Here is a 14,149-nt window from a genome sequence, read left to right on the forward strand (position 1 = left end):
GACCTGGCGCCTTGTGATCAAAGCGCCTGGATGTCGACCGCGGAGGCGGGAGAAAATTTACTTTTTGCCGAGGGAGATCTGTTTGGATGGGCCGAAGGTCTGGCCGCTGACACCTTTGGCGATCTGCTGGATCTCGCCACCGGATTTCAGGAAAGCTGCAATTTGCGCGTTGATCGAATCGCTGGTCTCAACGGCAGGAGCTGGCTTGGCTTTCGAGTTGGATGCTTTTACACGCATGGCTGCTATCGACCTATGTAAATTTAATACGGCCGGCCATCCTATCGGAATTGGCCGCAAATTGCTTGGGTATTATCCGATGAGGGGAGGGCCAGCGGTCGTGAAGGGCTGCGTAAACGTTTCCTGAAAAGAGCGGCTAAATGACTGTTTTAATTGCGATGTTCAATCCGGCGTTCTGTTGAATAAGACCAGCGTTGAAGGCTGCGGTCAGGCTCGTCGACCTGACGAATGGCTCGAGCCGTGCACCGGCTCTGCTGTGTCGCTCACCAACGGATTGATTTCCAGCGTGCCGAAGTCGGCGCCGGATGTCGGTACGAAATGCCCGCCGGAATGCCCGCCCGAATTCGGGTAGAATGCCGCCCACGTAACGAGGGTATCTGGACATGGCTTTAGTCGGGCGCTACAACAGTTTGCAAGTGGTTAAACACACCAACTTCGGTTTATATCTGGACGGGGCGCAAGATGGCGAAATTCTGCTGCCCAATCGATATATCCCCAAAGATATTCCCAGCGAAGATGAAGACTGGCTCAACGTCTTCATTTATCTGGACAGCGATGACAAGTTAATCGCCACCACCGAGAAACCCAAGGTTCAGGTCGGTGAATTCGCCAGCCTCAAAGTGGTTGAAGTCAACAGCATTGGCATCTTTCTGGATTGGGGACTGCCCAAGGATCTGCTGCTGCCATACTCGGAAGAAAAGCAGCCGCTGAAGGCCGGGGACTACTGTGTGGTGCATGTCTACCTCGACAAGCACACGCGCCGCATCACGGCGACAACGCGTCTTGATCGTTATCTGGACAAGGTGCCTGCCAACTATACAGTCGGGCAGGAAGTGGACTTGCTGGTGGCTGAAGAAACCGCGATGGGTTTCAAGGCGATCATCAACAACAAGCACTGGGGCCTGATTCACAAGAACGAAGTGTTCAAGTTCCTGCGGTCCGGCAAACAGGACAAAGGCTTCATCAAGGAAGTGCGCAGCGACGGCAACATCAGCCTGAGTCTGCAGCCAGTCGGCGAACAGCTTGCCAGCAGCCTCAACGCGCAGATCCTCGGCAAGTTGCGTGACAACAACGGCGTATTGCCTGTCAGCGACAAGAGCGATCCTCAGGTCATCAGCAACCTGTTCGGCGTCAGCAAGGGTAACTTCAAGAAAGCGATCGGCGCGCTCTACAAACAGGGCCAGATCGTCATTCACGCCGACCGTATCGAACTGGTCTGACGTGACATTCGACTGCAGCGCCGGGCATTCGGCGCTGCAGCGTTTTGCTTAGCCTTGCCGGATCACTTCTGCACGAAGCTGGCGAAGCTCAGGTTCGCGCCATTCGGGCGCATGTCCTTCAAATACGAATCCTTGTCGGCCGAGAGCTCCAGGCTCACGGTGGACTTGCGCTTGCCTTCGTTGCGAACCACCACCGCATCTTTCTGATCACGCAGGAACTTGGTCGTCACCTTCAGGTGAATCAACTCATCGGTGCTCGGCGTGTGCAGAAGCAGATGCAGCCACTCGTACTGACCCACCGCCAGACGGCTCATGGGCAAATCAAACCACCAGATACTGCGCTTGGGGTCGAGCACGGCGAAGTGCGTGTTATTGGTGCCGAGCACGGCGCCGCCGAGCTGTTCATTACGGCGCGCAATGGCCTGCTGCTTATCGAGTTTCATAACATTCCTGGATCACGGTCTCGTCAACCTGGCCCGACGCCCTGAGCGCCGCCGGTTCGGTCGCGCATTCTCCGGGGTTCTCGGGCAAACATAAAGGCAAAATTGGCCGCGGCCATTCGCGGCCTTCGACAGGGACGCGGAGCGTCCCGGGCTGCATTCCCACGCAGAGCGTGGGGACGATCAAATGTCAGCGTCTGAACGGGCCTCTTCCCGGCTAAAGCCGGTCCCACTAAAAGCAACGCGTGCCTTCGGTGGCCCAGGCGACGCGCCCGTAGGACCGGCTTCAGCCGGGAAGCTCTTGATCCGCTTTTGATCTGCTTTTGATCTTCGTACGCAAGAAGTCCAGACACCACAAATCGCGACTTTGGTGCAGGCTGAACGCAGGTCTCGCGGAGTGGGCCGAGCCGCATGGATGCGGCGAGAGCGCCGTCAGGACATGGATGTCCGTTCGGCGCGGGCCCACGGAGCGAGACCGGAGTGAAGGAACCCTGACGAAGGAAGGGCCAAACCGAGAGCAAGCACCTTTGGTTACTTGGGGTGCTTTTCCAAGTAACTCGCCGAAGGCGAAACATCTCTGCCTTTAGGCAGAGCACTAATCGACGCGGCTTCGCGAATTAATTGAACCTCTGATTCCCCGCTCCGGTCAGTTCTAGTGTCGAGTTAATGACATCCTATTCTCACCCTGGAGTGAACCCTATGAGCAGCACCGGCGATAAAGTCAAAGGCATGGCTAACGAAGCAGTAGGCAACGTCAAGCAGGGCGTCGGCAAAGTGACCGACAACGACAAACTGCGTGCCGAAGGCAAAGCGCAAGAAATCAAAGGCGAAGTCCAACAGTCCGTTGGCGAAGCGAAAGACGCTGTGAAAAAAGGCGTCGACAAGGTCTAAAACCCTTGCGCCTAGAGCTAGCGAGCTCCAGGCGACCCGATTTGCGACACCATAACGGCCATCCTCTGATGGCCGTTATTGTTTGCGTCCCCGACCGCCTGAAACACATCAACGGTAGCCAACACCCCGGGCACCCTGTAAAAAGCCAGCCCGTTCGGGCAACTGACGGAATTTCAACGCGATTGCCCGCTCGTATGCATACCGCTTGTAGATACCCTTGAATCAATAACCGTGCTTCGGCTACATCTGTGTCGCGAAAGGAGACGCCATGATATTCCCGGACTTGCGCCAGCTCAGCATCAAGACAGTGTTGGTCAGAACGGTCAAAGAGTTTGTCGATGACGAGATGTCGACGTACGCCTCCGCGCTGGCCTACCAGATGCTGTTTTCGCTGTTCCCGTTCCTGCTCTTCCTTATCGCCCTGATCGGCTTCCTGCACCTGCCGGACTTTTTTAGCTGGCTGCGATTGCAGTCTGAACTGGTCCTGCCGCCGCAAGCACTCGACCAGGTCAATCCGGTCATCGACCAGCTGCAACAGTCCAAGGGCGGATTGCTGTCGATCGGTATCGTGATCGCGCTGTGGACAGCCTCGGCTGGCGTGCGACTGATGATGAGCGCCATGAACGCTGCGTATGACGTGGTCGAAGCGCGCCCGGCCTGGAAGCGCATCCCGCTGTCGGTGTTCTACACCATCGGCATCGCCGGCATGCTGCTCACGGTAGCCGCGCTGATGGTCACCGGCCCGGTGGTCATGAACTGGCTTGCCTCGCAGATCGGCATGGAAGACTTCATTGTCACGCTGTGGACGATTCTCCGCTGGCCACTGATCATCATCCTGCTGATGGTCGCGGTGGCGATCATGTATTACGTCATGCCCGACGTTAAACAGAGCTTCCGCTTCATCACCCCGGGCTCAGTGCTCGCGGTGGTGGTGTGGATCGTCGCGTCGCTGGGCTTTGCCTACTACGTCAAAACCTTCGCCGACTACAACGCGATGTACGGCAGCATCGGGGCGATCATCGTGTTGCTGCTGTATTTCTATATCTCGGCAGCGGTGTTGTTGCTGGGTGCCGAGATGAACGCCGTGATCGAGCACATGTCTGCCGAAGGTAAAGAGAAGGGCGAGAAGGAAGAGGGCGAGCGCGATGGCACGGCCGATTTTAATACGGTGCACCTCAAGCAGCACGTTTCGGGTCTCGGCCGCGATCACAGCCATGACCACGACTACACCCCAACGCCGCCGGTGCTGAAGACCGACAAGTTCTGATAACGCTCATGGCAAAGGCGCCCGCTGGTGGCGCCTCTGTCCGATGCAGAGGGCCCGCAATGATTCGCGAAATACTGAAAATGGGCGACGAGCGCTTGCTGCGCATCGCACCACCTGTCCCTGAATCGATGTTCGGTTCCCGTGAGCTGAAGACACTCATTGAGGACATGTTCGAGACCATGGAAAGCGTCGGCGGTGTCGGCCTGGCTGCGCCGCAGATCGGGATTGACCTGCAGCTGGTGATCTTCGGTTTCGAGAGCAGTGATCGTTATCCGGATGCCGAAGCGGTCCCCCAGACCATCCTGCTCAATCCTTTGATCACGCCGCTGGAGCAAACCCTGGAAGAGGGCTGGGAAGGCTGTCTGTCTGTGCCAGGCCTGCGCGGTGTGGTCGATCGCTACGAGCACATCCGTTACGAAGGTTTCGACCCCGATGGCAAGCTCATTCAGCGGGAAGCCCGGGGTTTCCATGCGCGGGTCGTCCAGCATGAATGCGATCACCTGATCGGCCGGTTGTACCCGTCACGCATTACCGACTTCAGCCGCTTCGGATTCATCGAAGTGCTGTTCCCGGGGATGGACCCGAACTCGGACGAGTGACGGCGGCTCCGGTCAACGGAGTTTTTTGGGCAGATGAGTACCATGTGGGAGTGACCGGGGTGGCGGGTCAATCAGTACTGCGCACAAGCGATATCAACCGCTTGGTCTGCCGATAACGCGCCAGCCGTGCGGCCAGTTCCTGTGGCAAATGCTGAACCTCAAGGAAGCCAAGCCGCTGATAAAACCCGCGCAACTCAGGCTCACAGAATAACCAGACGTTTCCTTCAACCGACGTCAGCGCTGCCTTGACCAACCCCGCCGCAATACCTCGTCCACGCTCGCTCGGCGCAACAAACAGCCCGGTCAACCAGTGCCCGCCAGCCACCGGCGTCAGGCACAGGGCGCCAATAATGTCCGGCTGGCGCGCCACCCACACCTGCGCCTCACCCTTGGCGCGCATGGGCGATTGATGGGCGCGGTAGAACTTCTCCAGCAATGGGCGCTGCACGTCGGGAAGGGGCAAAAACTGAATGTCGGGCATCTGCGGCAGGCGTCGGAGAAAGGGTGGATTCAGCGCATCGTTCTACCGTCATAACCAATCGATCTACAAGTTTTTCCTGCGCCGTTGCACAACCGGTTATCAGCCCGAATGCAGGAACCGGCAATGCCCCACTATCTGGATGACGCGCAGCGCGAAGAGATCAAGCGCCTGCGTGCAAGCTTTACAGGCCGCACGGAATGGCCGACCTGGTTGCTGCTGATCGGTGTGTACGCAGGCTGGCCGACGTTATTGCTTGCCAGCCCGCATCTGGGGATTTGGCCTACGACGCTGCTGATGATTCCGCTGCTGGTGCTGTGGATGTCGGTGCAACACGAGGTGCTGCACGGCCATCCCACGCGTTCGTTGCGACTGAACAAGGTGCTCGGTTACGCGCCTTTTGCGGTCTGGTACCCGTACACGCTGTATCGCGATACCCATATGCAGCATCACTGTGATGAAGACCTGACCGTCCCCGGTCGCGACCCGGAAAGCCGCTATCTGAGTCAGCTGCAATGGGAACAGACCGGCAGGCTGATGCGTTTGTTGCGCTGGCTCGACAAGACGCCGCCGGGCCGTCTGGTGTTTGGCGTGCCGTTGGCGCTGAGTAGCCTGATCGTCGGCGAAACCCGTCGATTGCTGCGTGGCGAGCGTCAGGCCTGGGCGATGTGGTCGACCCATGGTGGATTGCTGGTGCTGATGTTTTTATTCATCGAGCATTACGCCGCGATCTCGGCCCTGCATTACGTGATTTTTTGCAGCGTACCGGCGCTGGCGGTGTCGATGGTTCGCTCTTATTACGAGCACCGTCCCGGTGAGCAACCTCAGGAGCGCACCGTCATCAATGAGGCCTCGTGGCCGTGGGCCTGGCTGTTCCTGAATCTGAATCTGCACCTCGTCCACCACGACTTGCCCGGCCTGTCGTGGTATCACATGCCCGTCGTGTATCGGGCGCGGCGCGAGGAGTGGCTGGCTCGCAGTGGCGGATTTCTGGTGGCCGGTTACGCGGAACTCTTTCGTCGCCACAGCTTCAATCCTATCGACAGCCCGCAACATCCCTATGTCTGAAGACCCCAGGTCTGATGAGGAATACCGAACATGCCCCAAGGCTTCGCCGAACTGTTGATGTACGTCGCGCCGCTGCGCGTTCAGCAGGCGCAAGAGCAGTGGCTGAGCCGCGTGCTGGAAATCCTCGGCGTGCAGCGTCTCGATGCTCAAGACCCGGAATTGAAAACGCTGTGGCTGTCGCCGCACTTGCTGCTGACGCAAACCTGCGGTTATCCGCTGATGACGGAATTGCAGGGCAAGGTGCAGGTGGTCGGTCGTCCGGTTTATCAGCTGCCCCATAGCGACGGTGGCAACCATTGCAGCCTGTTGGTGGCCCTCGAGGACGATCCGCGTCAGTCCCTCGTCGAGTTCAGGGGCAGTCGTGGCTTGCTGAATTCACGGGATTCCAATTCCGGCATGAACCTGTTCCGCCACGCCCTGGCGCCGCTTCAACAGAATGGGAAGTTCTTCGCTGACGTCACGCTCACCGGCGGACATCGCAACAGTCTCGCCGCGATCAAAGCGGGCGATGGCGATCTGGCCGCCATTGACAGCGTCACCTTCGACTACCTGGCCCGCGATGCCAGCGAGGAAGTGGCTGGCGTGAAGGTGATTGCTCGAACGGCGGAGGGGCCGTGCCTTCCCTACATCACCCGCCTTGGCGCCGATGCTGATGCCATCCGCGCGGCGATGAATCAAGTGCTCAGCGAACTCCCCGATGTCGCCCACGTGTTGGCGATCAGCGAGGTGCTGCCGGCGAGCGAGGCCGATTACCAAGTGCTGCTCGACTACCAACTGCAGGCTGCATCCCTGGGGTTGCAATTGCTTTAGTTATTCCGTAGTGATCTATAAGAATCACTTTTAAGTATTTTTACTGCATAACCGCCCTTGTTAGCATGGCCTCTCGGAAAGTCCCGAACACAGAAATTTCAGGGCAGGGGATGTCTTATGGCTGGCGCCGACGTTATGCATCGCCACTACCTCAGCGAGCTGTTCGTTCAGCACTACGGGTGGCTGTGCGTTCGCTTGCGCCGGCTGCTCGACTCCGAGCAGAGCGCTGAAGACGTCGCCTCCGAAACCTTCCTGCAACTGCTGGCTTCGCCCAACGTTGTGCCGATTCGTGACCCGCGCGCGCTGCTGACCACCATCGCCCAACGCCTGGTATATGAGCGCTGGCGGCGGCGCGATCAGGAGCGCGACTATCTGCAAGGCCTGTCCCAAGAGGCAGCGACCCCATTTGCCTCGGCAGAAAGCCACGCCGCCACGCTGCAGATGCTTGACCTTCTGGATCGCCGCCTTGATCGCCTGCCTGCGAAGATCAAATCAACCTTTGTGCTCTCCCGTCGCGGCGGGCTGACCTATCCTGAGATTGCCGCGCAGTTGGGCATTTCGCAGCGCTCAGTGAGCGACTACATGGATAAGGCTGAAACCTGTTGCCGTCGCGCTTGTCTGGAATAGAGCGTGTGCTGTGCCCGGCCAACTGTGCCAACCCGATTGAGCTCCCCCATCCCCGAGCGACGAGAGACATCCATGACACCAATCAAAAAACTGCTGGGCGGCTCGCTGCTGGCACTGGCTGCCCTGACGGGCTCGGCGTACGGCGCAGAGAAAACCGCGCCGATTCATTTCGGCGACATCACCTGGGAGAGCGGCAGCCTGATCACCGAAATCCTGCGCACCATCGTGGAAAAAGGCTACGGCTATCCCACCGACAAGTTGCCCGGCAGCACGGTGAGTCTGGAAGCGGCGCTGGCGAAGAACGATATTCAGGTGATCGGTGAAGAGTGGGCCGGACGCAGCCCGGCGTGGGTCAAGGCGGAGGCCGAAGGCAAGGTTCACGGCCTTGGCAACATCGTCAAAGGCGCAACCGAAGGCTGGTGGGTGCCGGAATTCGTCATCAAGGGCGACCCGGAGCGGGGCATCAAACCGCTGGCGCCTGACCTGAAATCGGTGTCGGACCTGCCCAAATACAAAGACGTGTTCAAGGACCCGGAATCCCCGGACAAGGGCCGCTTCCTCAACAGCCCGACCGGCTGGACGTCAGAGATCGTCAACACTCAGAAGCTCAAGGCCTACAAGCTCAACGACAGCTACGTGAACTTCCGCACCGGGTCGGGCGCGGCGCTGGATGCTGAAGTCGCATCGTCGATCCGCCGCGGCAAGCCGGTGTTGTTCTACTACTGGTCACCGACGCCGCTGCTGGGTCGCTTCAAACTCATCAAGCTGGAAGAGCCGCCGTTCAACGAAGCAGCCTGGAAAACCCTCGCCGACGCCAGCAACCCCAACCCGATCGGCTCCAGCTCCCTCGCTGCCCACCTGGCGATTGGCGTGTCTGAACCGTTCCGGCAGCAGTACCCGGATCTGGTGAGCTTTTTCGAGAAAGTGGACCTGCCCATCGACGAGCTGAACAAAACCCTTGGCGAGATGAGCGAGAAGCGTCAGGAACCGAGCGTCGTGGCGAAAAGCTTCCTGAAAGATCACCCGGAAGTCTGGACCGCCTGGGTACCGGCTGAGGTCGCCAGCAAGGTGAAGGCGGGGCTGTAAGCGCTCTCTCTTCAAGCTGTGGGACAAGCGGGCTCCCGCTTGTCCCGCAGGCAATCCTTTCCCGTAAGAATGAGCTTGCTCGCGAAGAGGACGGAACATTCGCTGAATCTCCAGTGGCTGTACTGACGTCTTCGCGAGCAAGCTCACGCCTACAGTGATCGGGTGTAAATTACCCCCCCACGCAACCACTACCGCGACCGACAACCCTGACTGGCGACGATGCCTGCCGTGCGCCAAGCTCAAGGCGTGTAACGATCCTCTCGCGAGCCCGCGATCATGAACACGTTATTGACCCTCCTGCACACCGAACGCCTGATCCTGCGCGAACTCACTCCCGACGACACCCCGGCGCTGGCGCAAATCCTTGGCGATGCCGAGGTGATGCGCCATTCGGTGGCGGGCGTGTTGTCGGAAAAGGCGACGGGCGAGTTCATCGACTGGTGCCGGATTTCCTACCGTGAACGCGGCTTCGGTCCGTGGGCGGTGGTGGAGAAATCTACCTCAACCCTGGCCGGTTTCTGCGGTCTCAATGCCGAGCGTGTGGATGACAAGGACGAGATCGAACTTGGCTATCGACTCGCAACCGGGTTCTGGGGGAAAGGCCTGGGCACCGAAGCGGCGCGCAGCGCTCTGGCTTATGGTTTTGAAGAGCTGCAGGTGCCGTCGCTGATCGCCATCGTTCAACCGGCCAATGTCGCGTCGGTGAAGGTGATTCAAAAGCTCGGGTTCGGCGGGTTCGTTCACAGTCAGTACCATCGCCAGGGCGTAAGGATCTACCGCATGACCGCGCAGCAATGGGCGCTGGGTGGTTCAGAGGAATTGGCTTGAGACCTTCCCGGCTAAAGCCGGTCCCACAAAGTACGCGATCCCAGTGGGACCGGCTTTTTCAAGACTCCGTAGGACCGGCTTTAGCCGGGAAGAGACCAGCGCAGGCACTCTTGATTGTGTGGCGTGACATCCGACGCCTTCCCGGCTAAAGCCAGTCCTACAAGTTTCCCTGCGCAGCCGGGATGGATATGTCGCCCCTCAACTGTTAGCGTCCAGCAGACAATCAAAGCGTTGATCACCGATAAAAAAGTCGCCGGGAGAGGACATGGGATATTGCAGATCGACAGCAATGACGATGATGAAGGCGTCACTCGGGCTGACCCTGGTGGGGGTGATGGCCCTGCAGAGCGTGGCACTGGCCGGCGAAACCGCGCCCGCGCCGGTGGCCGCAGATCCCGCGCTGACCTTCGTTCAGGAGCGGCATCTGGGTGAAAGCCTGGGCTGGCTGGGTTACCAAGTCGCCTCCCACACGGTGACCTTCGCCACGATCGTCGAGACCGTCGGCCGCACCAAGGCGCAGGAAATCGTGCAGGACGAACTGCAAAGCCTGCAGCCGCAGTATCAGCAGGAATGGGACCGCAACCTCGCCGCCGCCTACGCCGCATCCTTCAGCCCTGAAGAGCTGAAGGCACTGGACGCCGCTGACCCGGCGCCAGATGTCGCCAACAAATTCCGCAACAAGCAGCGCGATGTCGGCGCTGACATGAAGGACCGTTCCAGCGAGCTGCTAAAGGTTTACGTGTCCACCGCGCTGGACAATGCACTGAAAAAAGCCAAGCCTTGAGCGCACGTTTTATCTGAAGCGTTTTTTTGATCACCCCCCGTCACGAAGGAAAGGAGAGACCATGGACCCGTTCATGCAAGCGGCCATTGATGAAGCGCAGAAGGGCCTGGACGAAGGCGGTATTCCGATCGGTTCGGTCATCGTCCACGACGGCAAGATCATCGGCCGCGGCCACAATCGTCGCGTCCAGGAAAGCAGCGCCATCAAGCACGGCGAAATGGACGCCTTCGAAAACGCTGGCCGACAGCCCGCCCGCGTTTACCGCGAAGCCACGCTCTACACGACCCTGTCGCCCTGCGCGATGTGCAGCGGCGCGATCCTGCTGTACGGCATCCGCAAAATCATCGTCGGTGAGCATGAGACGTTCATGGGTGAAGAAGAATTGCTCAAGTCCCGAGGCGTGGAAGTGAATGTGCTGCACGACGAGACCTGCGTGGGTCTGATGAAGCAGTTCATCGCGGACAAGCCTGAGCTGTGGAATGAGGATATTGGCGAGTAGTCAGTGTCAGGCCTTGATTCGCGCCGTCCCGAACAACTGCACCTGCTGCAACCGCCCGTCGCGTTCGGTCAGGCGCAACGGCGCAGTGCCGCCGGGCATCACCACTTCCACCAAACCCGCTTGAACCCAGCCGCAGAACCAGGCCGCCGACGCCACCGCGCTGGCGCTGGTGCCGGAGGACGCCGTCGGGCCTTCGCCGCGTTCGAACACGCGTGCCGCGATGCGGTTCGGTCCCAAGCGTGCAGCCCATTGCAGATTGACCCCGCCAGGGCAGGGGTCGCCGCTTCCTGATTCGCCGGCGACGAAGGCGATACGGGTCAGGGCAGCGTTCAACTCGGGCTCGTGAAGGTCTTCGAAGCTGGGCAGATCATCGACATCCGTCACCAGCGTGACGCAGTGCGGATTGCCCACCCTGACGAACACGCTGGTCTGCCATCCCGGGTGCAAGGCTGCTATGGGTTCGATCCGGTTAACTTCCCGATCATTGAGCATCGCACTGCCGACTCCGGCTCCTGTCGCGGCTACTGCCTGCGGACCGAAACCAGGCGCGCCGATGTCCAGCCAAAAGCCGTTCACGTCCTCGACTGTCGCCGCGACCGCCTGCGTTGCGACAGGGCTGAGCGAATCAGCATTATCGTGATGAACGCGCAGGGCGAACGGCGCGCTGCCGGTGATAAGGGCTGAGTCGGTCAGTGACTGGGCGAAGATGGTCAGGCCGTTGCCGCTGCGCTCAGCGAGGGTGCCGTCGGTGTTGACGATCAACAGGTCGAACGGCGCGGTGTCCTGAAAGGGGCCCACCAGAAGACCGTCCGAGCGATGAGATTTGCTGCCGGATGGACGCTGGCCAGCGGGCCAGTCACAGATCGCCGCAATGGCGTGAGCCGTCCAGGCTTGGCGGCGAGTGGCGGCTTGCGTCGGTAACTGGGGCAGGGGAACGCCGAGGGTGCGCAGGGCATCGGGGGTAATCACTGCGTAGATATTGCCGCGAGCGTCGTAGAAGCGAGCCATGGTCAGTCCGGATCAGGGAATCAGCGCGCATTAAATCACGGCCCGTTGACCGCGCACTGTTGCGGGCCACTGTAGGAGCGCGCTTGCCCGCGAATGCAGTGTGTCTGTGACGAAGATGCAATCTGACCCAACGCCTTCGCGGGCAAGCGCGCTCCTGCAGGGGATAGTGTGAACCCACACCATTGCGTCGCCTGTCCAGGGCGTCTGTTTGACAGGCCTGCCGACTACTCTTGTTACAAAGCGAAAGGTCCTACACGTTGCTCATCCACCGTGACCGCGCGAACCTACGCGCTTGATCGCCATCAAAGACCGGAATCGTTACCCATCCCACAGAAGGTAAATGATGAACAGTTTTCCGCGACGCCTCGCCGTCCTCTTGCTCGGCGGGCTCCTGTCGGCCGGGCTGGCGCAGGCCGATGATCACACCGCGCACTCGCCGCCGCTTCTGGCGGCCGCCGGTTATCCGAGCCGCTCGATCAACGTTCCCGACAACGGCGCCGTGCGCCGCGCCAATCCCAACAGCCGTCAGGGCACCGAGTCCATCGCGCCGCGTATCGGTGGCCCTAACCTGGGCCCGACTCAGACCCGTCCGCCCACCCTCGAAAACGGTGGCATCGGCAACGGTTATCCAACCCGACAACAACCCGCTCGGCCTGGCGGCGATGCCGAACGCCGCAGCAATTGAAACGACTGCCAGCCTCTCTTCCATTTCAGAAGGAATTGCCTATGTTGCGCGCCACCCCTTTTCACACGCTCGCCCTCCGCAAAACGTTGCTGGCGACCTTATGCGCCTCCGCATTACTGGGCTTCTCCGTGCAAGCAACTGCCGCGACTTACCAAAGCGAGACCGGCACGCTGACAGTCGATGAAGTCGTCGGCGGGTTGCAGCATCCATGGGCCGTGGCGTTTCTGCCGGACTCCCAGGGGATGTTGGTCACCGAGCGCACCGGCAACCTGCGCCGGGTGACGCCTGACGGCAAGCTGTCGGCGCCGATCTCCGGCGTGCCGAAGGTCTGGGTGCAAGGGCAGGGCGGTTTGCTGGACGTCGAGCTGTCGCCGGATTTCACCAAGGACCGCATGGTTTACCTCACCTACTCCGAGGCCGCGAGCGACGGAAAAACCGGCGGCACGGCGGCGGGGCGCGCAAGGCTTTCGGAAGACATGACCAAGCTGGAAGGCTTCACGCGCATCTTCCAGCAGCAGCCGAAACTGTCGGTGGGCAACCACTTAGGATCGCGCATCGTCTTTGATCGCGACGGTTACATGTTCATCGCGCTCGGTGAAAACAACGACCGAGCCACGGCCCAGGACCTCGACAAACTGCAGGGCAAGGTCGTGCGCCTTTACCCCGACGGCACCGTTCCCAAAGACAACCCCTTTGTCGGCCAGCAAAACGTGCGCCCGGAAATCTGGAGCTACGGTCACCGCAATCAACAGGGCGCCGCGCTCAATCCCTGGACCGGCACGCTGTGGACCAACGAGCACGGCCCGCGTGGAGGCGACGAAATCAACATCATCGAACGCGCCGGCAATTACGGCTGGCCTATCTCGACCTTCGGCATCGACTACAGTGGTGAGCCGATTTCCGAGTCCAAGGGCAAGGTAGTCGAGGGCGTGAAAAACCCTTTCCATGTGTGGGAAAAATCCCCGGGCGTCAGCGGCATGGCGTTCTACGACTCAAGCACGTTCAAAGCATGGGACCACAATGTCTTCATCGGCGCGCTGGCGTCCGAGGAGCTGATTCGTCTGGAGCTCAAAGACGACAAGGTGGTGCATGAAGAACGTTTGCTCGGCGAGCTCAAGTCCCGCATCCGCGACGTGCGGCAAGGGCCGGACGGGTATGTGTATGTGCTGACGGACGAGGACAACGGGAAGTTGTTGAAGGTCGGGTTGAAGGTGGAGCAATAGGCTCGCTTTGAAATTATCGCGAAAACGCCTGGCTAACGGCATCTAGTAGGACCGGCTTCAGCCGGGAAGGGGCCGGTGTAGTGGTCAACTAATTCCGGACACCTCGATAGGTGGTTTCGACGCCATCGTCCGTTCGTAAACGGTCGGTGGCAGGTACCCCAGTTTCGAGTGCAGCCGCTCGTTGTTGTAATACCCAACGATGTATTGAGTGATGTCGCGTATCGCTTCGCCATGGTTAGCGTAATTGCGCCGCCATACCCGCTCCATTTTCAGGCTCAGGAAGAAGCGTTCCATCACCGCATTATCCCAGCAGTTACCTTTACGGCTCATGCTTTGCTGCATGCCGTGTCTGGCCAGCAACGATCTGTAGATTGCGCTCGCATATTGGCTGCCGCGATC

At 59.9% G+C, this 14,149-nt stretch carries 18 protein-coding genes; 13 read left to right on the forward strand and 5 right to left on the reverse strand.

What is annotated here, in order from left to right; translation table 11 throughout:
- Positions 1–57 precede the first annotated feature (57 nt).
- Positions 58–237, reverse strand: coding sequence for a hypothetical protein (locus tag BMY98_RS18885; protein WP_037012170.1), 180 nt, complete (start codon positions 235–237; stop codon positions 58–60).
- Between the two features lie 383 nt (positions 238–620).
- On the opposite strand from BMY98_RS18885, the gene BMY98_RS18890 reads away from it, so the two are divergent.
- Positions 621–1,457: a CvfB family protein gene (locus BMY98_RS18890; RefSeq protein WP_074891708.1), complete on the forward strand. Its 837-nt coding sequence runs from the start codon at positions 621–623 to the stop codon at positions 1,455–1,457.
- A 62-nt stretch (positions 1,458–1,519) separates the two neighbouring features.
- On the opposite strand, the gene BMY98_RS18895 is transcribed toward BMY98_RS18890, so the two are convergent.
- Positions 1,520–1,900: a hypothetical protein gene (locus BMY98_RS18895; protein WP_074891710.1), complete on the reverse strand. Its 381-nt coding sequence runs from the start codon at positions 1,898–1,900 to the stop codon at positions 1,520–1,522.
- Between the two features lie 696 nt (positions 1,901–2,596).
- On the opposite strand from BMY98_RS18895, the gene BMY98_RS18900 reads away from it, so the two are divergent.
- From BMY98_RS18900 to def, 3 genes are all read left to right on the forward strand, one after another.
- On the forward strand, positions 2,597–2,788 hold the full coding sequence (locus tag BMY98_RS18900; RefSeq protein WP_074891712.1) for a CsbD family protein: 192 nt from the start codon (positions 2,597–2,599) through the stop codon (positions 2,786–2,788).
- A gap of 268 nt (positions 2,789–3,056) precedes the next feature.
- Complete coding sequence (locus tag BMY98_RS18905) at positions 3,057–4,055, forward strand: YihY/virulence factor BrkB family protein (RefSeq protein ID WP_074891714.1); 999 nt, start codon at positions 3,057–3,059, stop codon at positions 4,053–4,055.
- A 59-nt stretch (positions 4,056–4,114) separates the two neighbouring features.
- Positions 4,115–4,654 carry a peptide deformylase gene (gene def, locus BMY98_RS18910; RefSeq protein WP_074891716.1) on the forward strand — a complete coding sequence of 180 codons (540 nt, stop codon included), beginning with the start codon at positions 4,115–4,117 and terminating at the stop codon, positions 4,652–4,654.
- A gap of 67 nt (positions 4,655–4,721) precedes the next feature.
- Here the strand turns inward: def and BMY98_RS18915 are convergent, their stop codons facing one another.
- On the reverse strand, positions 4,722–5,135 hold the full coding sequence (locus tag BMY98_RS18915; protein ID WP_074891717.1) for a GNAT family N-acetyltransferase: 414 nt from the start codon (positions 5,133–5,135) through the stop codon (positions 4,722–4,724).
- Positions 5,136–5,258: 123 nt separating this feature from the next.
- Here BMY98_RS18915 and BMY98_RS18920 point away from each other — a divergent pair, with 123 nt between their 5' ends.
- The 7 genes from BMY98_RS18920 to BMY98_RS18950 all read left to right on the forward strand — a co-directional run bounded on the left by BMY98_RS18920 (position 5,259) and on the right by BMY98_RS18950 (position 10,834).
- The gene (locus BMY98_RS18920) at positions 5,259–6,200 is read left to right on the forward strand and encodes a fatty acid desaturase (RefSeq protein ID WP_074891719.1); all 942 of its coding nucleotides are present in this window, start codon (positions 5,259–5,261) and stop codon (positions 6,198–6,200) included.
- A gap of 30 nt (positions 6,201–6,230) precedes the next feature.
- Complete coding sequence (locus BMY98_RS18925; RefSeq protein ID WP_074891721.1) at positions 6,231–7,010, forward strand: phosphate/phosphite/phosphonate ABC transporter substrate-binding protein; 780 nt, start codon at positions 6,231–6,233, stop codon at positions 7,008–7,010.
- A gap of 117 nt (positions 7,011–7,127) precedes the next feature.
- Positions 7,128–7,637: a sigma-70 family RNA polymerase sigma factor gene (locus tag BMY98_RS18930; protein WP_074891723.1), complete on the forward strand. Its 510-nt coding sequence runs from the start codon at positions 7,128–7,130 to the stop codon at positions 7,635–7,637.
- Between the two features lie 72 nt (positions 7,638–7,709).
- A complete protein-coding gene (locus tag BMY98_RS18935) occupies positions 7,710–8,723 on the forward strand; it encodes an ABC transporter substrate-binding protein (RefSeq protein WP_074891725.1) in 1,014 nt (337 codons plus the stop codon).
- Between the two features lie 276 nt (positions 8,724–8,999).
- Positions 9,000–9,551: a GNAT family N-acetyltransferase gene (locus BMY98_RS18940; RefSeq protein ID WP_074891727.1), complete on the forward strand. Its 552-nt coding sequence runs from the start codon at positions 9,000–9,002 to the stop codon at positions 9,549–9,551.
- 289 nt (positions 9,552–9,840) lie between these two features.
- Positions 9,841–10,335: a hypothetical protein gene (locus BMY98_RS18945; RefSeq protein WP_074891729.1), complete on the forward strand. Its 495-nt coding sequence runs from the start codon at positions 9,841–9,843 to the stop codon at positions 10,333–10,335.
- Between the two features lie 61 nt (positions 10,336–10,396).
- A complete protein-coding gene (locus tag BMY98_RS18950) occupies positions 10,397–10,834 on the forward strand; it encodes a nucleoside deaminase (RefSeq protein ID WP_074891731.1) in 438 nt (145 codons plus the stop codon).
- 6 nt (positions 10,835–10,840) lie between these two features.
- Here BMY98_RS18950 and BMY98_RS18955 read toward each other — a convergent pair whose 3' ends face one another.
- A complete protein-coding gene (locus tag BMY98_RS18955) occupies positions 10,841–11,842 on the reverse strand; it encodes a diaminopimelate epimerase (RefSeq protein ID WP_074891733.1) in 1,002 nt (333 codons plus the stop codon).
- A 343-nt stretch (positions 11,843–12,185) separates the two neighbouring features.
- Here BMY98_RS18955 and BMY98_RS18960 point away from each other — a divergent pair, with 343 nt between their 5' ends.
- Positions 12,186–12,527, forward strand: coding sequence for a hypothetical protein (locus BMY98_RS18960; RefSeq protein ID WP_074891739.1), 342 nt, complete (start codon positions 12,186–12,188; stop codon positions 12,525–12,527).
- Between the two features lie 41 nt (positions 12,528–12,568).
- Positions 12,569–13,750: a PQQ-dependent sugar dehydrogenase gene (locus BMY98_RS18965; RefSeq protein WP_074891735.1), complete on the forward strand. Its 1,182-nt coding sequence runs from the start codon at positions 12,569–12,571 to the stop codon at positions 13,748–13,750.
- An 84-nt stretch (positions 13,751–13,834) separates the two neighbouring features.
- Here the strand turns inward: BMY98_RS18965 and BMY98_RS18970 are convergent.
- Positions 13,835–14,149: integrase core domain-containing protein (locus BMY98_RS18970; protein WP_139214538.1), on the reverse strand; the 315-nt coding region annotated here is incomplete at its 5' end.

This window comes from Pseudomonas graminis, assembly GCF_900111735.1.
GTDB classification, from domain to species: Bacteria; Pseudomonadota; Gammaproteobacteria; order Pseudomonadales; family Pseudomonadaceae; genus Aquipseudomonas; species Aquipseudomonas graminis.